Raw genomic sequence first — 22,015 nt, forward strand, 5'->3', positions numbered from 1 at the left:
GTCGCCGGTTTGCGCAGGTGGCGCGAGCGGCGAACGACGGCTCGCCGGCCGGTATCCGGAAGCCGCGCGCGTGCTGCGCGGCGGGGGTGAGCGCGGGGATCTGAACTGGACGAATCGATTTCGATTTGCGGGGTGCTATGAGAATTGCTGTACTGGATGACGATCCGGCCCAGACGGATTTCGTCAGTCAAACGCTGACGGCCGTTGGCCATACGTGCTATGCGTTCAAGGAAGGCAAGGCCCTGAAGAAGCGTCTGCAGCGCGAGACGTTCGATCTGCTGGTGCTCGACTGGAACGTGCCCGACATGTCCGGCGAGGAAGTGCTGAAGTGGGTGCGCGCCAATCAGACCGAGCACAGCCTGCCGATCATCTTCATGACGAGCCGTGACGACGAGGCGGGGATCACGCAGATCCTCAACGCCGGCGCCGACGACTACGTGGTCAAGCCCGTGTCGGGCCCGATCCTGCGCGCACGCATCGGCTCGCTGCTGCGCCGCGCGTATCCGGTCAATGCCGAGGCGACCGTTCGCGAATTCGACCAGTTCCGTTTCGACGTGAACCTGAAGCAGGCGTACGTCGGCGACAAGGCCGTGAGCCTCACGCAGAAGGAATTCGAACTCGCGCTGCTGCTGTTCCAGCACCTCGACCGGCCGTTGTCGCGCGCGCACATTCTCGATCTCGTGTGGAAGCAGGCGACCGACATCCCGTCGCGCACGATGGATACGCACATCTCGATGCTGCGCACCAAGCTCGGCCTGCGGCCCGAAAACGGCTATCGCCTCGCGCCGATCTACGGTTACGGCTACCGGCTCGAGCGGGTCGGCCAGGGAGAACCGGAGTGACCGCGGGAATCACGCGGCGCACGGCGAACCTGCGTACGGCGGCGCTGCGCGCGGCCTGCGCGGTCGCGGTTGCATTCACCGCGCAGCATGCGGCTGCGCAGCCGCCCGCTGCCGCGGGCAAGATGGTCGTCTACCATACGCAGGCGGGCGACACGCTGTACGACGTCGCCGCGCGCTACCTGCAGGGCGCGGACGACTGGCAACTGCTCCAGCAGATCAACGGCGTGCCCGCGCCGAAGCACCTGCAGCCCGGCGTCGCGCTGAAGCTGCCGGTTGCGCGCCTGCGCAAGGAACAGCTGACCGCGCGCGTCGTCGCGGTGCAGGGCACGGCCGAACGCGCGTCCGGCGACGCTTACGTGCCGCTCGCGAACGATGCGACGCTTGCCGAGGGCGATCGCATTCGCACGGGCGCGAACGGCTTCGTGACGCTCGAGCTCGCCGACGGCACGCACATGAGCCTGCCGCCCGACAGCGAGCTCGACCTGAAGGCGCTGCGCCGCACCGTGCTGACCGGCACGCTCGATCGCCAATTCGAACTCACGCGCGGCTCGGTCGACAGCGAAGTCACCCATCTGAAGAAACGCGACGACCGCTTCCAGATCCGCTCGCCGTCGGTCGTGGCCGGCGTGCGCGGCACGCGCTTTCGCGTGAACTACGATGCGGCCGGCAATGCGTCGACGCGCATCGAGGTGCTCGACGGCACGGTCGGCGTGGCGGGTAACCGGCAGCCGGCCGGCCCGACGCTCGTGCATGCGAACTTCGGCAGCGTCGCGACGTCGTCCGGCGCGGTCGGTGCGCCGGTCGAGCTGCTGCCTGCGCCGGCGCTCGCGCATCCCGACAAGGTGCAGGACGAACCCGACGTCGCGTTCGACGTCGCGCCGCTCGCGCAGGCGCATGCGTACCGCGTGCAGCTGGCACACGACGCGGGGCTGCTCGACCTGTTCCGCGAAACGCGCACCGATTCGCCGCGCGCGGTTTTCCGCGACGTGCCGAACGGGATGTACTTCGTGCGGATCGCCGCGATCGATGCCAACGGCCTCGAGGGGCTGCCGCGCACCTATGCGTTCGAGCGCCGCGTGATGGGGCTCGACGCGAGCGCGTCGCCCGGCGCGGGCGGCTACGAATTCCGCTGGTCGCCGAACGGTTCGGGCACGGATGCGCGCTACCGGTTCGTGCTGTCGCGCTCGAAGGACCTGAGCGCGCCGGTCGTCGACCAGGTCGGCCTGCACGCGCGCCAGATCACCGTCGCGCACCTGCCGCCGGGCGACTATTTCTGGGCTGTGACCGTCGAGGAGTTCGAAGGCGGCAAGTTCTACGAAAAGACCAGTCCGGTCAGCGCGTTCACGCTGTCGCGCTGACCCGCGGCGCATGAAACCCGACTCCGTTTCCCCGCGGCGGCGCCTCGGCCGCCGCTTCCTGATCGAATGGATCGCGATCGGCTGCCTCGGGATCGTGGTGATCCTCGCATGCGCGCTCGGCCGCCTGTCGTCGAGCGTCGACGGGCTGGTCTACGACCGGCTGCTGATGCTGCGCAGCCTGCCGCTGTCGCCCGACGTGGTCGTCGTCGACATCGACAACCAGAGCGTGTCGGCGCTCGGCCGCTGGCCGTGGCCGCGCGACGTGCATGCGCGGCTGCTCGACACGCTGGCGCGCGCGCAGCCGGCCGCGGTCGTCTACGACGTGCTGTTCACCGAACCCTCGCCGGAGGATCGCGCGTTCGCGGACGCGATGAGCCACGTGCCGACCTTCCTGCCCGTGCTGCTGAGCCCCGAGCAGGCGGACGGCACGCGTACCGTCGATCCGCCGGTGGCCGCGCTCGCGGCGCGCGCGATGGGGCTCGGCCACATCAACCTCGAAGTCGATCGCGACGGCATCGTGCGCAGCGTCGCGCTGTTCGAAAGCGACGGCCGCGTGCGCTGGCCGCAACTGATGGTGCCCGTGTACCGCGCGATCCAGGGCGGCCGGCTGCATCCGGCCGGCGGCGCGCCCGGCGCGAACGCGCACGACCTGTCGCGTGATGCGGCCGGCGAGGGCCGCTACCTGATCCCGTTCAGCCGCAACACGCCCGCCTATCCGACGCTGTCGTTCGACGACGTGCTCGAAGGGCGTGTGAAGCCCGACGCGCTGCGCGGCAAGATCGTCGTCGTCGGCGTGACGGCGTCGGGACTGTACGACCGCTTCGCGACGCCCGTGTCCGGCGACTTCGGCCCGCTCGCCGGCGTGTATATCCATGCCAACGTGCTCGACATGCTGGCGACCGGCAGCGCGATTTCACCCGTGTCGCGCGCGGGGCTGTTCGCCGCGTCGCTGCTGCCGCTCGCCGCGCTGCTGGGCGGCTTCCTGATGCTGTCGCCGTGGCGCGCGCTGCTGCTGACGCTGAGCCTCGCCGCGCTCGCTGTCGTCGCGAGCATGGCGCTGCTGTTCGAGGCGCGCATCTGGCTGTCGCCGGCGCCCGCGATCTTCGGGCTGGTCGCCGTCTACCCGATCTGGAACTGGCGGCGCCTGGAAATGACGATGTCGTACCTGCGCCGCGAGCTGCAGCGGCTCGCCGACGAGCCGCACCTGCTGCCCGAGGCGCCGCGCACGCGCAGCGTCGGCGGCGACGTGCTGGAACGGCAGATGGCGCTGATGGCGCAGGCCGCGCAGCGCGTGCAGGACATGAAGCGCTTCGTGTGGGACAGCCTCGACAGCATGCCCGAACCGATCTTCGTGACCGACCTGGCCGGCACCGTGCTGATCGCGAACCATGCGGCGAAGCGCTACGGGTCGCGGCTCGCGCTGCCGCTGCCGGAAGGGCGGCCGCTGCGCACCGCGCTCGGCGAGCTGACGTTCATGAAGACCGTCGACGGCAACGCCGAACACGATGCGGCGATCCGCGAGCACTGGCCGGCCGCGCTCGACCCGACGCTCGAGGCCGAACACGACGCGATGGCGCGCGGCATCGAGGTGCGCGATCGCGACGGGCTCGACCATCTGTTACGCTACGCGGCCTGCACGAACGCGCAGGGCCGCGTGACGGGCTGGATTGCCAGCCTCGTCGACGTGACCGAAGTGCACGCGGCCGAGCGGCAGCGCGAAGAAGCGCTGCACCTGCTGTCGCACGACATGCGCTCGCCGCAGGCATCGATCCTCGCGCTCGTCGAGATCGAGCGCGACCGCGTCGACACCGACACGATGCGCGCACTGCTCGCGCGGATCGAGCGCTACGCGCACCGCGCGCTGTCGCTGGCCGACGAGTTCGTGCAGCTGGCGCGCGCGGAGTCGCAGGCGTACCAGTTCGAAGCAACGAGCCTCGTCGACGTGCTGATCGATGCGAGCGACGAGGTCTGGCCGCAGGCGCAGGCGAAGCGCATCCGCGTCGACACCGACGTCGGCGCAGCCATGTGCTGGGTGCGCGCGGACCGCTCGCTGATCACGCGCGCCTTCGTGAACCTGCTGAACAATGCGGTCAAATACAGTCCGTCCGACACCGTGATCGCGTGTACGCTGACGGTCGAGCACGCGTCGAAACGGATGTTCTGTACGATTCGCGATCAGGGGTACGGCATTGCGCCGGACGATCAGCGGCATCTGTTCGAGCGTTTCAAGCGGTTCCATGCCGGCGAGCGGCCCGAGATCTCGGGTTCCGGGCTCGGCATGGCATTCGTGAAGACGGTCGTCACGCGCCACGGCGGCAGCGTGTCGGTCGACAGCGAAGTGGGTGTCGGCACCGCGGTGACGGTGTCGCTGCCCGCGATCGACGAGCCGTCCGCCTGACAGGGCCGGGCACGACGGCAGGCATTTGGGGGAAGTCATGAGAAAGGAATGGGCAGCGGCCGCGCTGGCGGCGTCGCTGTTGACGGGTTGCGCCGGCATGACGAGCGGTGTGAGTGCGCTCGGGCAGCCGGATGCGTTTGCATCTGGCGCGCACGGTTACGATTTCGTGCGGACGGCTGCGCAGGCCGACGACGCCGAATACCGGCAGATCGAGACGCTCGTACGTGACGAACTCGCGCGCCGCGGCTTCGACGCGCAGCCGCTCGCGGCCGCGCGTTACCGGCTGTCGATCGCTTACGCAACGCAGCCGGCCTCGGTCACGGCGAGCGCCGACCGGTGCGGCGCCGCGAGCAGTGCATGCGTGACGGTCGACGGGCCGGCGCCGTTCGCACTGCCGTTCGCGGGCAAGGTGTACCGTCACGTGCTGACGCTGCGTTTCGTCGATGCGCAATCGGGCGCCGACGCTTATCGCGTGACGGCCGCGCTGCGCGATCGCGACCCCGGCACGCAGCAGGCTGCGCCGGCGCTCGTGAAAAGCGCACTCGCAAAGGTGCCGTTCGGCGATGGCAGCGGCTGGCTCGTCAAGACGAAAAAAGACGACGCGGGCGGGATGCCGGGCGTCGTCTCGGTGAAGCCGGCCGAAGCGCGCTGAGCGGCGGCCGGTGAGGTGAGGGCGGGCCCGCCGGGGCGAGCCCTTGCCGCGTTCAGGCGGCCGGTTGCGCGCTGCCGCGCGTGCGCAGGTATTCGTCGAATTCCACGCCGACTTCCGGGTGGCGCAGCGCGAATTCGACCGTCGCCTTCAGGTAGCCGAGCTTGCTGCCGCAGTCGTAGCGCGTGCCCTGGTACTTGTAGGCCAGCACTTGTTCATCGGCGAGCAGCGCCTGGATCGCGTCGGTGAGCTGCAGCTCGCCGCCCGCGCCGGGCTTCAGCGCACGCAGGTGTTCGAAGATCCGCGGCTTCAGGATGTAGCGGCCGACCACGCCGAGGTTCGACGGCGCGACTTCCGGCGCCGGCTTCTCGACGATCGCCGACATCTTGACGATCGACTCTTCCCACTCCTTGCCGTCGACGATCCCGTACGCCTTCGTCTCCGACGGCGGGATCTCTTCGACGCCGATCACCGAGCTGTGATAGTGGTCGAACACGTCGACCATCTGCTTCATCACGGGCGGGTTGCCGTCGAGCAGGTCGTCGGCGAGGATCACCGCGAACGGGTTGTCGGCCACGAGCTTTTCCGCGCACAGCACTGCATGACCGAGGCCGAGCGCTTCCGGCTGGCGCACGTAGAAGCAGTCGACATGGCTCGGCTTGATGCTGCGCACCAGCTCGAGCAGCTTTTCCTTGCCGCGTGCCTCGAGTTCGGCCTCGACCTCGTACGACTTGTCGAAGTGATCCTCGATCGCGCGCTTGCTGCGCCCCGTGACGAAGATCATCTCGGTGATGCCCGCGGCGATCGCTTCCTCGACCGCGTACTGGATCAGCGGCTTGTCGACAACCGGCAGCATTTCCTTCGGGCTCGCCTTTGTTGCCGGGAGGAATCGCGTGCCGAGACCGGCAACGGGGAATACCGCCTTGGTGACTTTCAACATGATCGAACCTTTATTCCTGTAATCGACTTGTCAGACGGCTTATGTTCACGTCGCCATTATAGTGAACGCAAACGGCCTTACCCTTTGTTACGCAGGCAACCGATCGAGTTGCGCACGCAGTTTCTCGAGCGTGCTCTGGAATTCCGCGACGCGTTTCTGCTCCTGTTCGACCACGGCCGGCGGCGCTTTCGCGACGAATGCCTCGTTGCCGAGCTTCGCGTTGCATTTCACGATCTCGCCCGTCAGGCGTGCGATTTCCTTCGACAGGCGCTCGCGTTCGGCCGCGACGTCGATTTCCACCTTCAGCACCAGCTTGTTCGGGCCGACGATCGCGATCGGCGCGCCGTGCGCTTGCCGGTCGAGCGTCGCTTCGTCCGCGAGGATCTGCACTTCCGACAGGCGCGCGAGGGCCTGAACGTACGGCGCGAACGAGCGCAGGCGCTCGGCATCGCCGGCCGCGAGCAGCGGCACCTTCGTCGCCGGCGACAGGTTCATCTCGCCGCGCAGGTTGCGGCACGCGTCGACGATCGCCTTCAGGTCGGCCGCCCACTGCTCGGACGCCTCGTCGATCTTCTGCAGGTTGGCGACCGGATACGCCTGCGTCATCAGCGACGCTTCGCCCTCGGCCAAGCCCTGCGGATAGCGGCCCGCGAGCGGCGCGACCTTCTGCCAGAGCGCTTCGGTGATGAACGGGATCACCGGATGCGCGAGGCGCAGCACCGTTTCGAGCACGCGCAGCAGCGTGCGGCGCGTCGCGCGCTGCTGTTCCGGCGTGCCGTTCTGGATCTGCACCTTCGCGAGTTCGAGATACCAGTCGCAGTATTCGTCCCACACGAACTTGTAGATGCTGCTTGCGACGTTGTCGAAGCGATAATCGGCGAAACCCTTCGCGATGTCGGCCTCGGTGCGCTGCAGCAGCGATACGATCCAGCGGTCGGCCGCCGAGAAGTCGAGGTAGCCGCCGGGGCCGCAATCGCCCGCGCCGCAGACTTCCGGCTTGTCGCTGCCGCAGTCGTGGCCTTCGCAGTTCATCAGCACGAAGCGTGTCGCGTTCCACAGCTTGTTGCAGAAGTTGCGATAGCCTTCGCAGCGCGCGAGGTCGAAGTTCACGTTGCGGCCGAGCGTCGCCATCGACGCCATCGTGAAGCGCAGCGCATCGGTGCCGAACGCGGGGATGCCGTCCGGGAATTCCTTGCGCGTCTTCTTCTCGATCGTCGCGGCCTGCTTCGGGTTCATCAGGCCCGTCGTGCGTTTTGCGACCAGCGTTTCGAGATCGACGCCGTCGACGATGTCGAGCGGGTCGAGCGTGTTGCCCTTGCTCTTCGACATCTTCTGGCCTTCCGCGTCGCGCACGAGGCCGTGCATGTAGACGGTATGGAACGGCACCTTGCCGGTGAAGTGCGTGGTCATCATCACCATCCGGGCGACCCAGAAGAAGATGATGTCGAAGCCCGTGACGAGCACCGATGAAGGCAGGAAGTGCTTCAGTTCAGGCGTTTCGTTCGGCCAGCCGAGCGACGAGAACGGCACGAGCGCCGACGAGAACCACGTGTCGAGCACGTCTTCGTCGCGCTTCAGCGCACCCGCATAGCCTTTCGCGGCGGCCTGCGCGCGCGCCGCTTCCTCGTTGCGCGCGACGAACACCTCGCCGTTCTCGCCGTACCACGCGGGAATCTGGTGCCCCCACCACAGCTGGCGCGAGATGCACCAGTCCTGGATGTTCTCGAGCCACTGGTAGTAAGTGGTCGTCCAGTTTTCCGGGACGAACTTGATCTGGCCGTCGCGCACGACGTCGAGCGACGTTTCGGTGATCGACTTGCCGGGATTGAACGTGCCTTCCGGCGCCGGCTTCGTCATCGCGACGAACCACTGGTCGGTCAGCATCGGCTCGATCACGACGCCCGTGCGGTCGCCGCGCGGCACCATCAGCTTGTGCGGCTTCACGGAGTCGAGGAAGCCCAGCGCGTCGAGATCGGCGACGATCGCCTTGCGCGCGTCGAAGCGGTCGAGGCCACGATACGGGGCGGGGCCGTTGTCGTTGATCTTCGCATCGAGCGTCAGGATCTCGATCGGTGCGAGGTGGTGGCGCAGGCCGACCTGGTAGTCGTTGAAGTCGTGCGCGGGCGTGACCTTCACGACGCCCGTGCCGAACTCGCGGTCGACGTAGTCGTCGGCGATCACCGGGATCTCGCGGCCGGTCAGCGGCAGCGTAACGAGCTTGCCGATCAGGTGCGCGTAGCGCTCGTCTTCCGGGTGCACCATCAGTGCGACATCGCCGAGCATCGTCTCGGGACGCGTCGTCGCGACGGTCAGCGAGCCCGAGCCGTCGACGAGCGGGTAGCGGATGTGCCACAGGTGGCCGTTTTCCTCTTCGCTCACGACTTCGAGATCCGACACGGCGGTAAGCAGTACCGGATCCCAGTTGACGAGGCGCTTGCCGCGGTAGATCAGGCCCTGTTCATGGAGCGTGACGAACACGTCGCGCACGGCGGCCGACATCTTGTCGTCCATCGTGAAGTATTCGCGCGACCAGTCGGTCGACGCGCCGAGACGGCGCACCTGGCCCGTGATCGTCGAGCCGGATTGCTGCTTCCATTCCCACACGCGCTCGACGAACTTCTCGCGGCCGAGGTCGTGGCGCGATACACCCTGTGCGTCGAGCTGGCGCTCGACGACGATCTGGGTGGCGATCCCCGCGTGGTCGGTGCCGGGCACCCACAGCGTGTTCTCGCCGAGCATCCGGTGGTAGCGGGCAAGGCCGTCCATGATCGTCTGGTTGAACGCGTGGCCCATGTGCAGCGTGCCCGTCACGTTCGGCGGCGGCAACTGGATCGCGAAATCGGGGCGGGCCGGATCGAACGCCGGGGCGGCATAGCCGCGTTTTTCCCACTCCGGCCCCCATTGGGACTCGATGGCGTGGGGTTCGAAGCTCTTCGCAAGCGTGTTGTCGCTCATGTTGGAAATCTGCCGAAAAATGCGTGAATTGGATGCCGAATCCGACAATTATAAATGGATGCCCATCGGCCAGCCATTGCGTTGCCGGCGCGGGCCCGTCGCGACGCGGCCGCAACGCGGTCGCGGCATGCGGCCGAACGGATCGGGAACGGCATCGCGCGGCCGACTTATAATGTCGGGTCCGCATTTTTCTCGCCCGTCCGCCGCCGCTCCATGCCCGATCTGCTCGCCAATCTGAACCCCGAACAATACGCCGCCGTCACGTTGCCGAACGAACCGGCGCTGATCCTTGCAGGGGCGGGCAGCGGCAAGACCCGCGTGCTGATCACGCGCATCGCGTGGCTGATCCAGCAGGGCTATGCGTCGCCGCCCACCGTGCTTGCCGTGACCTTCACGAACAAGGCCGCGCGCGAGATGATGGCGCGCCTGTCGGCGATGATGCCGATCGACCCGCGCGGGATGTGGATCGGTACGTTCCACGGCCTCTGCAACCGGATGCTGCGAACGCACTACCGCGATGCCGGCCTGCCGCAGACCTTCCAGATCCTCGACACCGCCGACCAGCTGTCCGCGATCAAGCGGTTGATGAAGGCGGCGAACGTCGATGACGAGAAGTACCCGCCGAAGAACGTCCAGTACTTCATCAACAACGCGAAGGAGCAGGGGCTGCGTCCCGACAAGGTCGACGCGACCGACAACTTCAACCGCAAGTTCGTCGAGCTGTACCAGGCGTACGACCAGCAATGCCAGCGCGAGGGTGTCGTCGATTTCCCCGAGCTGCTGCTGCGCTGCTACGAGCTGCTCGCGTACAACGCGCCGCTGCGCGCGCACTACCAGGCGCGCTTCAAGCACATCCTCGTCGACGAGTTCCAGGACACCAACAAGCTGCAATACGCGTGGCTCAAGATGCTTGCGGGCGGCCAGAACGCGATCTTCGCGGTCGGCGACGACGACCAGTCGATCTACGCGTTCCGCGGTGCGAACGTCGGCAACATGCGCGACTTCGAAGACGAATTCCGCGTGCGCAACCTGATCAAGCTCGAGCAGAACTACCGGTCGCACGGCAACATCCTCGACGCGGCGAACCAGCTGATCTCGAATAACGCGCACCGCCTCGGCAAGAACCTGCGCACCGACGCGGGCCACGGCGAGCCCGTGCGCGTGTACGAGGCCAGCACCGATTCGCAGGAAGCCGGCTGGATCGTCGAGGAGATCCGCTCGCTGATCAACACCGGGATGGCGCGCAGCGAAGTGGCCGTCCTGTACCGCAGCAACGCGCAGTCGCGCTCGATCGAGCACACGCTGATGTCGTCGGGCATCCCGTACCGCGTGTACGGCGGCCTGCGCTTCTTCGAGCGGCAGGAAGTGAAGCACGCGCTCGCGTACCTGCGCCTGATCGACAACCCGAACGACGACACGGCGTTCGTGCGGGTCGTGAACTTCCCGACCCGCGGGATCGGCGCGCGCTCGATCGAGCAGCTGGCCGACGCCGCGCGGCTGTACGGCTGCTCGATGGCCGCCGCGATTCCGTACGTGACGGGCAAGGCCGGCACGAGCCTCGGCGGGTTCGCGAACCTGGTCGCGAAGATGCGCGCCGACACGCAGCAGATGAGCCTGCCCGAGACCGTCGAGCACGTCGTGCGCGCGAGCGGCCTCGCCGATTTCTACCAGGGCGAGCGCGAAGGCCAGGACCGCCTCGAGAACTTGCAGGAACTCGTGAACGCGGCCACTGCGTTCGTCGCCGAGGAAGGCTACGGGCTCGACACGCCGGCCCGCTCGATCCCGCTGCGCGCGGGCGCGATCGCGGCGCCCGAACTCGGCGCGGCGGCGGACGATCCGGCGGTCGACGTGCTCGATCCGGCGTCGCCCGGCGACCCGGCGCAGAACCCCGACACGATGACGCCGCTCGCGGGCTTCCTGTCGCATGCGTCGCTGGAGGCCGGCGACAACCAGGCGCAGGCCGGCCAGGATGCGGTGCAACTGATGACGGTGCATGCGGCGAAGGGGCTCGAATTCTCGGCCGTGTTCATCACGGGCCTCGAGGAAGGGCTGTTCCCGCACGAGAACAGCGTGCTCGAATCGGACGGCCTCGAGGAAGAGCGCCGGCTGATGTATGTCGCGATCACGCGTGCGAAGGAGCGGCTCTACCTGTCGTTCGCGCAGAGCCGGATGCTGCACGGCCAGACCCGCTACAACGTGCGTTCGCGCTTCTTCGACGAGCTGCCGGAGCACGTGCTGAAGTGGCTGACGCCGAAGGTCGAGGCCGGTTCGCGGTGGGGCGGGCGTTCGGACAACGCCGGGTACGGGCGCGACTGGTTCGCGCGGCCGGGCGGCGGCGGGCGCGAGCAGATCGTCGACGCGGCCGTGTCCGCGCCGCTGCCCGCGTTCGCGGACAAGCAGCGTGCGGCCGGCGCCGGCTTCCGGGTCGGCCAGCAGGTGTTCCATACCAAGTTCGGCGAAGGCACGGTCACTGCGCTCGAAGGCGCCGGCACCGATGCAAAGGCGCAGGTGAAGTTCAAGCGGCACGGCGAGAAGTGGCTCGCGCTCGCGGTCGCGAAACTGCAGGCGGTGGAATGATGGACATCGATATGGCTGCCGCGCCTGCGACGCGCCCGCTGGGCATTCTGGCCGCGCTGCCTGAGGAACTCGGCGATCTGATCGCCGCGATGCGCGCCGACGGCGCGATGAAGACGGTCACGCTCGGCCGCCGCGATTACCACGTCGGCACCGTGCACGGCGCGGCCTGCGTCGTCACGCTCGCGCGGGTCGGCAAGGTCGCGGCCGCCGCGACGGTCAGCGCGCTGATCCACGTGTTCGGCGTCGCGGGCGTCGTGTTCACCGGCGTCGCGGGCGGCGTGTCGCGCACGGTGCGCGTCGGCGACGTCGTCGTGGCCGACACGCTGCTGCAGCACGATCTCGACGCGTCGCCGCTGTTTCCGCGCTACGAGGTGCCGCTGCTCGGCATCACGCGTTTCGCGACCGACGCGGAACTGACGGCTTGTCTGAGGGCCGCTTGCACGCTGTTCGTCGCGGAAGAGGGCGCGCAGTTCGCCGAGCGCTTCGGGCTGGCCGGCGCGACGCTGCACGCCGGGCTCATCATCAGCGGCGACCGGTTCGTGTCGAGCGAGCGCGAGGTCGTCGCGCTGCGCGACGCGCTGCCGGACGCGCTCGCGGTCGAAATGGAAGGCGCCGCGATCGCGCAGGTGTGTGCGGAGCACGACGTGCCGTTCGCGCTGGTGCGCACGATCTCCGATACGGCCGACGATCACGCGACGCAGTCGTTCTCGCACTTCCTGTCGGCGATCGCGAGCAGCTATTCGTCCGGCATCCTCAAGCGTTTCCTGACGCTGCATGCGACGACGGCGGCCTGAAGCCGCCGTCGTTTTCTCCGTTCAAGCCGATCGACCGGCCGCGGCGCACACGCCGCGGCCGGCTCGTCACGCCTGCTTGCGCCGGCTGCTTTCGAGGTTCGGCAGGAACACCGTCAGCACGCCGATCAGCGGCAGGAACGAGCACACCTTGTAGACGAACGTGATGCTCGTCGCGTCGGCGAGCTGGCCGAGCACGGCCGCGCCGATGCCGCCGAGGCCGAACGCGAAGCCGAAGAACAGGCCCGCGACCATCCCGACCTTGCCGGGCATCAGTTCCGTCGCATAGACGAGGATCGCGGCGAACGCCGACGCCAGCACGATGCCGATGATCACGGTCAGCACGCTGGTCCAAAACAGGTTCGCGTACGGCAGCAACAGCGTGAACGGCGCGACGCCGAGGATCGATACCCAGATCACGTACTTGCGGCCGATCCGGTCGCCGACGGGCCCGCCGATCAGCGTGCCGGCCGCCACGGCCGCGAGAAATACGAACAGGTGGATCTGCGCGGCCTGCACCGACAGGTGGAACTTGTCGATCAGGTAGAACGTGAAATAGCTGTTGATGCTCGCGAGGTAGAAGTACTTCGAGAACACGAGCAGCACCAGCACGCCGATCGCGCCGATCACGCGGCCGCGCGACAGCGTCGGGTGGCCGGCCGCCACGGCCTTTTTCTTCATCGACGGATGCTTCTTGTACCAGTGGCCGATCTGCGTGAGCACGACCATCGCGACGAGCGCGGCCGCCGAGAACCACGCGATGCTGTGCTGGCCGTGCGGAATGATCACGAGCGCGGCGAGCAGCGGCCCGAGCGCAGAACCCGCGTTGCCGCCCACCTGGAATACCGACTGCGCGAGCCCGTGCTGGCCGCCCGACGCCATCCGCGCGACGCGCGACGATTCAGGATGGAACACCGACGAACCGCAGCCGACGAGCGCCGCGGCTACCAGCAGCATCGGGAAAGTCGGCGCGACCGACATCAGCAGCAGCCCCGCGAGTGTGAAGCCCATGCCAACCGGCAGCGAATACGGCTTCGGACGCTTGTCGGTATAGAGGCCGACGAGCGGCTGCAGCAGCGACGCGGTGATCTGGTAGGTGAGCGTGATCAGGCCGATCTGCGCGAACGACAGCGCGAACTGGCTCTTGAGCATCGGATAGATCGCGAGGATCAACGACTGGATCATGTCGTTGAGCATGTGCGAGAAGCTGATCGCGCCGAGCACCGGGTAGACGGTGCGCGGAGCGGGTGGCGCGGACGGTTGGGCGGCGGCTGCGCCGGCGGTACCCGGGTCGAGGCTGGTTTCCATGTGAGCTGAGCGAGTTGAGGTGGCGGGGCGCGCTCTGATGGGGATCGGCGCGTTTTCAATCGTTGCTGCGTCAAAGAAGTGTAATGTGGCGTATCGAGAATGTCAGGCCAAGTTTTATCGCAAATCGGACATTCATCCGACGGATCCATCGGTGCCCGCTTTTTTGACCGGATATAACGCTGGCGGCGCGTTTGCCCGTCAGCGGGGGCTGCGCCGGGGCCCGGTGAGTGTTTTACCGGACTCAAGAAACGGCGGTGGCGGCCGTTGAACGACCCAATGACAACAGGCGCGCCGCGTCCGGCACCGGCTATCCGCCGTGCGGGCGCAGGACGCGCGGCATGGGCCGCCATCGCGGGAATGCCGGGACCGACCTTTCCGGCAGCGTGATCAATACGGGGATATATCGATGAAAGCAGCATCATTGCATCCGCAGCCAGGTGCGGCCGCCGCCGCACCCGACGTTGCCGCCGGTCGCACCGCACGGCGCCCGCGAGCGGCACGTCGCGAGCGCCGGCCGTGGACCGTCAAGGCGACGTTGCGCGCCGCATTCGCGATCCTGCTGGCCGGCACGCTGGCGATCGGCGTGTTTTCGCTGTGGCAGATCAGCCGGCTGAATGCGTCGATCGCGTCGGTCTACGAGCAGGGCCACGTCGCGAGCCGCGCGGCGCAGGAGGTCCGGGCCGAGGTGCTGCATGCGAGCCGTGCACAGAAGATGCTGCTGACCGCGACCACCGCGAAGGAGCGCGACGAACTGGGCGCCGAGGTCGACGCGGGGCTTGCGTCGATCGGCAAGGCGCTTGGCACGCTGCAGCGCTACGCGGATCCGGCCGACGCCGACGATTCGGCGCGGCTGCGCGCATTCTCGACCGCAGTCGGTACGTGGAGCGGGCATCTGCGCGATTTCGTCACGCTCGTGCGCGCGCAGCCGCTCGACCTGTCGCAGATGAACTGGCAGGTCGGCACGCAGGACGTGTCGCTGCTGGTCGAAACCGGCAAGCTCGAGAAACTCGTCGCCGAACTCGTGAAGACGCGCGGTGCGAAGTCGAAGGCGACGCTCGATGCGTCCGCCACCATCTTCTCGTCGTCGTTTGCGATGATCGCGGCGATGACGGCCGCGCTGATCGTGCTCGCGATCGCGATCGCCGAACGCGTCGTGCGCCGCCTCGCGTCGCAACTCGGCGGCGAGCCCGCGCACGCGAAGGCGATCGCCGCGGACATCGCGCGCGGCGACCTGACGCGACCGATCACGCTCGGCCGGCACGACCGCGACAGCATGGTGCGTGCGCTGGCCGAGATGCAGACGGGGCTCGCGGCGACCGTCGGCGAGATTGCCGTCAGCGCCGAGGCCATCGCGGCCGCGTCCGGCGAGATCTCGACCGGCAATCTCGACCTGTCGCGGCGCACCGAGCAGCAGGCCGTCGCGCTCGAGCGCACCGCGGCCAGCATGGAGCAGCTCACGTCGACCGTGCGGCAGAACGCCGAGAATGCGCGGCAGGCGAGCACGCTCGCGGCCAGTGCGTCGGCCGTCGCGGAGACGGGCGGTGAAGTCGTCGGGCGCGTGGTCGCGACGATGAGCGAGATCGACGACAGCGCGAAGAACATTCGCGACATCATCGGCACGATCGAAGGGATCGCGTTCCAGACCAACATTCTCGCGTTGAATGCGGCGGTCGAGGCCGCACGCGCCGGCGAGCAGGGGCGTGGCTTCTCGGTGGTCGCGGGCGAGGTGCGCCTGCTCGCGCAGCGCGCGGCGACCGCGGCGAAGGAGATCCGCGCGCTGATCGGCGCGTCGGTCGAGCGCGTCGCGAACGGCGCGGCGCTCGCGCACGATGCGGGCCGCACGATGGGCGACGTCGTGCGCGCGGTCAAGCGCGTGACGGACATCATCGGCGAGATTTCCGCGGCGTCGGACGAGCAGAGCGCCGGGATCGACGAGATCGGCCGCGCGGTCACGCAGATGGACGCCGGCACGCAGCAGAACGCGGCACTCGTCGAGCAGGCGGCCGCCGCGGCGAACGCGCTCGACGAGCAGGCGCAGGCGCTCAAGTCGCTGGTCGGGCGCTTTCGCATCGCGGCGTGAGCGCCGCGTGGTCGCGGGCCGGCCGCCCGCGATGCGCGCATCCCGCCGGCCACCGGTCGATCGGTGACAAAACCGGCAGTCGGGCGGCGCGCCGCCCGGCCGTACCGCGATTACGACTTCTTCTGCTTGTCGGGATCGATGATGACCGTGCAGGTCGTGCCCGCCGACAGCACCACGTCGGCCGGCACTTCGTCGATCCGGATGCGCACCGGCACGCGCTGCGCGAGGCGCACCCAGTTGAAGGTCGGGTTCACGTCCGCGACGAGGTCGCGGCTTTGCGGGTTGTCGCGATCGTAGATGCCGCGCGAGATGCTTTCGACGTGGCCCTTCATCACGCCGCCGCTCATCAGCCGCATCTCGGCCGGCGCGCCGATCTTCACGCGCGGCAGCTTGGTTTCCTCGAAGTAGCCGTAGACCCAGAACGAGTGGCTGTCGACGATCGCGAGCTTCGCCTGGCCGGCCACCGCATAGTTGCCCTTGAACGTCTGCAGGTTCGTGATGTAGCCGTCGACCGGCGCGACCACGCGCGTGCGCTCGAGATTGAGCTTCGCGGCGTCGAGCGCGGCGATCGCCTGCTGGTACTGCGCATCGGCGCTCGACGCGCTGTGCGCCGCGTTCTCGCGGTTTTCCTTCGACACGACGAGCGCATCGAGATCCGCGCGGCGGGCCGCGTCGTCGCGGCGCATCTGCAGTTCCGCGCGGCGGGCGGCGACGGCCGCCTGCGCCTGCTCGACCGCGATCTGGTAGTGCGACGGGTCGATCTGCATGATCAGGTCGCCCTTTTTCACGAGCTGGTTGTCATGCACGGGCAGCTCGACGATCGCGCCCGACACGTCCGGTGCGACGTTGACGATCTCGGCGCGCACGCGCCCGTCGCGCGTCCATGGATCGTCCATGTAGTGCACCCACAGCGAGCGCCCGATCAGGATCGCGACAAGAAGGATGACGGCAGTCGCGACGAAGCCGAAGAGTTTTCTGAGAATCATGATGGTTCGGAATCAACGGTAAACGGCAAGACTCAGTCCGCCGCAAATGCAGACGAGCAGGCAGGCCCGGAACAGCGACGGGTGCCAGACGAGACGGTAGAGGCCCGTGTAGGCGAGCAGGCGGTCGACGGCCCAGGTCGCGAGCGCGCCCAGGACGAACATCAGCACCACCGTGGGCATGTAGGCATCGAGAATGGCGATTTCACGCGGCATCATGACGAGGCTCCTGGTTGGGGACGCACGGGGCGGTTGCGGTTGAGCGGCGCGAGCGGCGATTCCGGATCGAGCAGCGCCGTGCGCACGAAATGCAGATGGCTCAGGATGCGCTGCAGCCGGTGGCGCTCGTCGCGCGACGGCTCGAACGCGTCGAGCGTCTGCCGGGTCGCGTCGATCGCCGCATTGGTCGCGGCGAGCGTCGCATCGAAGCGCGCGGCGCTCGGCTTCGCGAACAGCGTCGACAGCGCGGCGCGCATCGTCTCGATCGCGCGACGCCATGGCATCGCCGGCGCATAGCGCGGGTCGGTCGGCAGCGTCGCCAGCTCGTGGCGCAGGTCGATCGACGCGTTGCCGGTTTCGAGCACCGCGAACATCCAGCGCAGCGCGTCGCGCTGCACGTCGGGCTGGTCGGCCGACAGCGTGTGCGCCTGGTACATCAGGTCGCGCGCGCCGCTTTCGAAGCGCGTGCGCAATCCGGCGAGCCGCGCGTGGCAGGCCGCGACGGCCTGGTGGCGCAGGTCGGCGAACAGCCGCTTCTTGAGCCAGGGCGCGGTCGGCGGGAACAGCACCGCGAACGCGATCGCCGATACCAGCATCGACAGCACGAGCGCGAGCGCGTCGTTCATGAAGCTGGTCGGGTCGTAGTGCGTGATGTTGTCCGGGCCGGCGAGGAAGCTGAAGAAGATCAGGTAGCCCATCCCGTAGCCCGCGAGTTTCGGCTTCATCGTCATGAAGATGCCGATCGCGAGGAGCGGCGCGAGGGCGACGCACAGCAGCGGGAATCCGTCGATATGCGGATAGATGCCGAACATCAGCAGGAAGCCCGTGCAGACGGCGAGCGCCGTCCCCATGCCCATCTGCGCGGACATCGCGGTCGGCCGCGGCGTCGACGACGCGAGCGCGCAGGTGGCCGCCGCCGTCAGCGTGAGCGTCACGCCGCTCGGCCACGCAGTCTCGATCCAGAACCAGCCGAGCAGGAGGATCACGGTCGCGGTGCGAATCGCCGCGATCACCATGGCCGTCATGTTGGTGCGCGGCTCGTAGCGTTCGATCCAGCGTTCGCGTTCGTGCGTCGCGGTCGACAGCGACGCGTAGGTCGCCGCGTACTCGTGCAGGTCGGTAATGAAGCGGTACAGCAGCTCGGCGGCCGTATCGAAGTCGAGCAGCGGAAAGTCCGGCTGCGTTTCGAGCGCCGCGCGGGTCGCGCGGATGCGGCGCGGCAGCGCGTCGCGCCACGCGAGCAGTTGCTCGGCCGCATGCCCCGCGTCGGTCGACGTGCGCACGGGTTCGCCGGCGGGCGTCAGCAGCAGCGGCGCGATCTCGCGGAAGTACGGCTCGATCGCGTCGATCGCGGCCTGCGCGCCGGCCGCATGCAGCCGGTTCATCAACTGGTGCAGCGCATGGAAACGGCTCGACGCGCTCATGAATTCGCTGTTCAGCCGCGCGAGGCGGCCGCTGCGCATCCGCGTGTCCGGATCCTCGAACACGGCTATGCTGCGCGCGGCCTCGAACCCGACCACGTCGGCGACGAAGCGCGTATGGATGGTTTCGATATGCGCGCGGTCGAGCTTGCCCGACAGCGCCGATGCGACGTAGTCGACGAAGCTGCCGAAGCGCTTGCGCACCGTCGTGCGCATCTGCTCGCCCGTGTACTGCGGAAACACGAGCGCGCTGACCACACCGGCCGACACGATCCCGACCATGATTTCGGCAACGCGCGTCAGCGCGCTCATGAACGCGCCGTCCGGGTGCTGCGAAGCGGGCAGCCCGATCAGCGCGGTCGTGTAGCCGGCCAGCAGAAAGCCGTAGCTGCGGAAGTTACGGTTGCGCGCGGCGCCGGCCGTGCACAGCGCAACCCACAGCGCGACCGCCAGCAGGAACAGCTGCGGCTGCTGCGGGAACAGCCCGACGAACGTGAGCGTTGCGATGAGCCCGAAGATCGTGCCGGCGACACGGTAGAAACTCTTCGCGAGCACCGCGCCGCTTTGCGGCTGCATCACGATGAACACCGTCGTCATCGCCGTTTTCGGCGCGGGCAGGTCGAGCCGCATCGATACGCCGGTCGCGATGAATGCGGCGAGCAGCGCCTTGAACAGGTAGAGCCACGCGGCGCCGTCGGTACGGGCCCAGTCGCCGAACGCGGCGTACCAGGCCGCGAGCGGGCCGCTGGCGTGCGTGGAAGCGGGGGAGGAGGCTGACATGGCGGGCGCTCCGGGTTACCGTGCGGCCGGCGCGCCGGACGCGCCGGCGGTGGCGACCTGCGTGGGCCGGGCGACCGCCGCCACGGGCTTCGTGCCCGACGCGGCGGCAGGCGCTGCTGCGCCCGCGGCGGGTTCGTCGTGCAGCGGATGGTCGCCCCGGACATCCTCGCCCGTCTCGACGCCGCCGCCGAGCGCGGCCATCAGCTGTGCGTGCGCGGCGAGGCGTTCCGCATCGATGCGGGCGGCCGTCTCCTGCGCGCGCAGCAGTTGCTGTTGCGCGACCAGCACGTTCACGTAATCGGTCAGCCCGCGGCGGAAACCTTCGCGCGACAGCTGGTAGCTGCGGTCGTTGGCGGCCACCGAGCGCGCGGCGTCCTTCTTCTGCGTATCGAGCGAGCGGATCCGCACGACCTGGTCGGCGATGTCCTTGAGCGCGCCGACGATTGTCTGGTTGTAGCGCTCGACCGCCTGGTCGTAGCCGGCATCCGCCGCGCCGAGCTGCGCGCGCAGCCGGCCGCCTTCGAAGATCGGCAGCGACAGCGCAGGGCCGGCCGTCCAGCCGCCGTTCATCGCGCGCAGGAAGTCGGTGAACGGCGCGGTCACGCCGAAGCCGCCGACCGTCGCGAGCAGGTCGATGTTCGGGTAGAACGAGGCCTTCGCGACATCGATGCCGCGCGCCTGCGCGTCGACCGTCCAGCGCGCCGCGACGACGTCGGGGCGGCGGCCGAGCAGGTCGGCCGGCATCGCCGACGGCAGGCCGGCCGGCGCGTCGAGCGACAGTTGCGGCCGCGTGATCGCGTCTCCGGCGCCCGGGCCCTTGCCGGCCAGCGCGGCGAGCTGATGGCGCGCGAGCTGGATCGCTTCTTCGTAGCTGTCGATCTGGCGCTCGTAGTCGGGCAGCGTCGATTCCGCCTGGCTCACTTCGAGCTGCGTGCCGAGGCCGGCCTGCAGCCGCTTGTGCGCGAGATCGGCGAGCGAGCGCTGGCGTTCGAACGTGTCGTGCGCGAGGTCGAGCAGCGCATAGTTCATCGACATGCCGACATACGCGCGCACGACGTTGACTTCGAGTTCGAGCTTTGCCGCACGCGCGTCGGCGGCGGTCGCATGCGCGGTGTCGAGCGCGCGCTCGGTCGCGTTCTTGTCCTTACCCCACAGGTCGAGGTGGTACGACAGGCCGAGCGTGCCCGTGTTGTTCCAGGTATCGGCGTTCGCGAGCGGGCCCGGGCCGTAGAACACGTTGTCGGGCCAGTGCTCCCGCATCAGCGAAAGATTGCCGTTGATCTGCGGCAGTTCGGCCGAGCGGGCGACGCGCGCCATCGCCTGCGCTTCGCGCACCCGCGCCTCGGCGGCCGCGAGCGTCGGGTTGCCGGCCTGGGCGGCGGCGATCCACGTGTCGAGCTGCGGATCGCGGTAGGCGCGCCACCAGTCGGCCGCGGGCCAGCCCGCATCACGGTCGGCCGCGCGGATGGCGGCGCCGGCGTCGAGCGCGTTCGCCTCGATGCGGGCCGACTGCGGCTTGTTGTCGCCCATGCTCGCGCATCCGGCCATTATTAATGAGACTGCAAGAACCGCCAGTGCGAGCGTCCCTTTTGTTGCCGGAGACTGCACGATTTTCTCCCTTTCGCATATAGATGAGTCGGATGCGATTATATTTTTCAGTGATTCCTGAATAAATGGACAACGGTGCAAGTCATTTTTACGAATCCTGAGATAATATTTGTTGGCCTCTGTGCAACAATCCCTCCGGATTCACACGGGTATTGGGATGGATACGTTACAAAACATGCGGGTATTCGTCCGCGTGGTCGACGCGGGAAGCTTTACCGCGGCCGCCCAGCAGATGAATTCGACCACCGCCTACGCGTCGCGCGCAGTCTCGGATCTCGAGGCGCACCTGCGCACGCGTCTTCTGAACCGCACGACGCGCCGGATCGCGCTGACCGAAGCCGGCGAGCGCTACCTGCAGCGCTGCGAGCAGATCCTCGCGTATGTCGACCAGGCCGAAGCCGAGGCGGGCGACGCGCACGCGCGCCCGTCGGGCAAGCTGAAGGTCCATTGCTTCACGAGCCTCGGCCAGCACTACCTGGTGCCGGCCATCGCGCGCTATCGCGAGCGCTATCCGGACGTGCACGTCGAACTGACGCTCGCGCAGCGGATGCCCGACCTGCTCGACGAGGGTTACGACGTCGCGATCGTCGTCGGCCGCGACCTGCCCGATTCGGGGCTCGTGTCGCAGCGGCTCGGCGAGAGCTACAGCGTGGTGTGCGCGTCGCCCGGCTACGTCGAGGCGCACGGCGTGCCGCTGCGGCCGGCGGATCTCGCGCAGCACGTGTGTCTCGGGATGGCCGCGCCGGGTTTTCACTACGACGCGTGGGCGCTGGCCGGGCCGAACGGCGACGAGGTCGTCCCGATCACTGCGCCGCCGTTTCGCGTGAACGTCGCCGAGGCGCTCGCGGTGGCCGTGCGGGAGGGGATGGGGGTCGGCGGGCTGCCGCTCTATTCGGCGATCGGCTGGCTGCGCAGCGGGCATATCGTGCGCGTGATGCCCGAGTACCGGTCGCACGTGATGAACATCTACGCGCTGTATCCGTCGCGCCAGTACCTCGACGCGAAAATCCGTACCTGGGTCGATTTCCTGCGCGACGCACTGCCGGCCACGCTCGAAGCCGACGAAGCCGCGCTCGAGCAGTACACGCGTGCGACATGACGGCGCG

At 68.3% G+C, this 22,015-nt stretch carries 15 protein-coding genes; 8 read left to right on the top strand and 7 right to left on the bottom strand.

Annotated features, from left to right (window positions below):
- The first annotated feature begins 137 nt into the window (after positions 1-137).
- From CUJ89_RS07490 to CUJ89_RS07505, 4 genes are read left to right on the top strand one after another with little or no spacing between them, the layout of a single operon-like run.
- Positions 138-842, top strand: a complete 705-nt coding sequence (locus tag CUJ89_RS07490) for a response regulator transcription factor (RefSeq protein ID WP_006490421.1) — start codon at positions 138-140, stop codon at positions 840-842.
- Positions 839-2,200: a FecR domain-containing protein gene (locus CUJ89_RS07495; protein ID WP_114176785.1), complete on the top strand. Its 1,362-nt coding sequence runs from the start codon at positions 839-841 to the stop codon at positions 2,198-2,200. The genes CUJ89_RS07490 and CUJ89_RS07495 overlap by 4 nt, the downstream gene beginning before the upstream one ends.
- 10 nt (positions 2,201-2,210) lie before the next feature.
- A complete protein-coding gene (locus tag CUJ89_RS07500; RefSeq protein WP_114176786.1) occupies positions 2,211-4,598 on the top strand; it encodes a CHASE2 domain-containing protein in 2,388 nt (795 codons plus the stop codon).
- A gap of 37 nt (positions 4,599-4,635) precedes the next feature.
- Positions 4,636-5,250, top strand: coding sequence for a DUF4136 domain-containing protein (locus CUJ89_RS07505; RefSeq protein WP_114176787.1), 615 nt, complete (start codon positions 4,636-4,638; stop codon positions 5,248-5,250).
- 52 nt (positions 5,251-5,302) lie between these two features.
- Here the strand turns inward: CUJ89_RS07505 and galU are convergent, their stop codons facing one another.
- Together galU and CUJ89_RS07515 are read right to left on the bottom strand one after the other, a co-directional pair.
- A complete protein-coding gene (gene galU / locus CUJ89_RS07510) occupies positions 5,303-6,187 on the bottom strand; it encodes a UTP--glucose-1-phosphate uridylyltransferase GalU (protein WP_114176788.1) in 885 nt (294 codons plus the stop codon).
- 87 nt (positions 6,188-6,274) lie between these two features.
- Positions 6,275-9,142, bottom strand: coding sequence for a valine--tRNA ligase (locus tag CUJ89_RS07515; RefSeq protein WP_114176789.1), 2,868 nt, complete (start codon positions 9,140-9,142; stop codon positions 6,275-6,277).
- 213 nt (positions 9,143-9,355) lie between these two features.
- Between CUJ89_RS07515 and CUJ89_RS07525 the strand changes: the two genes are divergently transcribed.
- Together CUJ89_RS07525 and CUJ89_RS07530 are read left to right on the top strand one after the other, a co-directional pair.
- Positions 9,356-11,719, top strand: coding sequence for a UvrD-helicase domain-containing protein (locus CUJ89_RS07525; protein WP_114176790.1), 2,364 nt, complete (start codon positions 9,356-9,358; stop codon positions 11,717-11,719).
- The gene (locus CUJ89_RS07530; protein ID WP_114176791.1) at positions 11,716-12,513 is read left to right on the top strand and encodes a 5'-methylthioadenosine/adenosylhomocysteine nucleosidase; all 798 of its coding nucleotides are present in this window, start codon (positions 11,716-11,718) and stop codon (positions 12,511-12,513) included. The genes CUJ89_RS07525 and CUJ89_RS07530 overlap by 4 nt, the downstream gene beginning before the upstream one ends.
- Before the next feature lie 66 nt (positions 12,514-12,579).
- On the opposite strand, the gene CUJ89_RS07535 is transcribed toward CUJ89_RS07530, so the two are convergent.
- Complete coding sequence (locus CUJ89_RS07535) at positions 12,580-13,818, bottom strand: MFS transporter (RefSeq protein ID WP_114176792.1); 1,239 nt, start codon at positions 13,816-13,818, stop codon at positions 12,580-12,582.
- A 406-nt stretch (positions 13,819-14,224) separates the two neighbouring features.
- Here CUJ89_RS07535 and CUJ89_RS07540 point away from each other — a divergent pair, with 406 nt between their 5' ends.
- Positions 14,225-15,898, top strand: a complete 1,674-nt coding sequence (locus CUJ89_RS07540) for a methyl-accepting chemotaxis protein (RefSeq protein WP_114176793.1) — start codon at positions 14,225-14,227, stop codon at positions 15,896-15,898.
- A gap of 110 nt (positions 15,899-16,008) precedes the next feature.
- Here the strand turns inward: CUJ89_RS07540 and CUJ89_RS07545 are convergent, their stop codons facing one another.
- The 4 genes from CUJ89_RS07545 to CUJ89_RS07560 are packed head-to-tail and all read right to left on the bottom strand — an operon-like array spanning position 16,009 to position 20,909.
- Positions 16,009-16,884 (bottom strand): HlyD family secretion protein, encoded by an 876-nt coding sequence (locus tag CUJ89_RS07545; RefSeq protein ID WP_014897260.1) that lies wholly within the window; start codon positions 16,882-16,884, stop codon positions 16,009-16,011.
- Positions 16,885-16,896: 12 nt separating this feature from the next.
- A complete protein-coding gene (locus tag CUJ89_RS07550) occupies positions 16,897-17,100 on the bottom strand; it encodes a DUF1656 domain-containing protein (protein ID WP_011351756.1) in 204 nt (67 codons plus the stop codon).
- Complete coding sequence (locus CUJ89_RS07555) at positions 17,097-19,301, bottom strand: FUSC family protein (RefSeq protein WP_114176794.1); 2,205 nt, start codon at positions 19,299-19,301, stop codon at positions 17,097-17,099. Before CUJ89_RS07555 ends, CUJ89_RS07550 begins: the two co-directional genes overlap by 4 nt.
- Before the next feature lie 15 nt (positions 19,302-19,316).
- The gene (locus CUJ89_RS07560; protein ID WP_114176795.1) at positions 19,317-20,909 is read right to left on the bottom strand and encodes an efflux transporter outer membrane subunit; all 1,593 of its coding nucleotides are present in this window, start codon (positions 20,907-20,909) and stop codon (positions 19,317-19,319) included.
- Positions 20,910-21,066: 157 nt separating this feature from the next.
- Between CUJ89_RS07560 and CUJ89_RS07570 the strand changes: the two genes are divergently transcribed.
- Complete coding sequence (locus tag CUJ89_RS07570; RefSeq protein ID WP_114176796.1) at positions 21,067-22,008, top strand: LysR family transcriptional regulator; 942 nt, start codon at positions 21,067-21,069, stop codon at positions 22,006-22,008.
- The last annotated feature ends 7 nt before the right edge of the window (positions 22,009-22,015 follow it).

Origin of the sequence: Burkholderia pyrrocinia (assembly GCF_003330765.1) — a bacterium.
GTDB classification, from domain to species: domain Bacteria; phylum Pseudomonadota; class Gammaproteobacteria; order Burkholderiales; family Burkholderiaceae; genus Burkholderia; species Burkholderia pyrrocinia_B.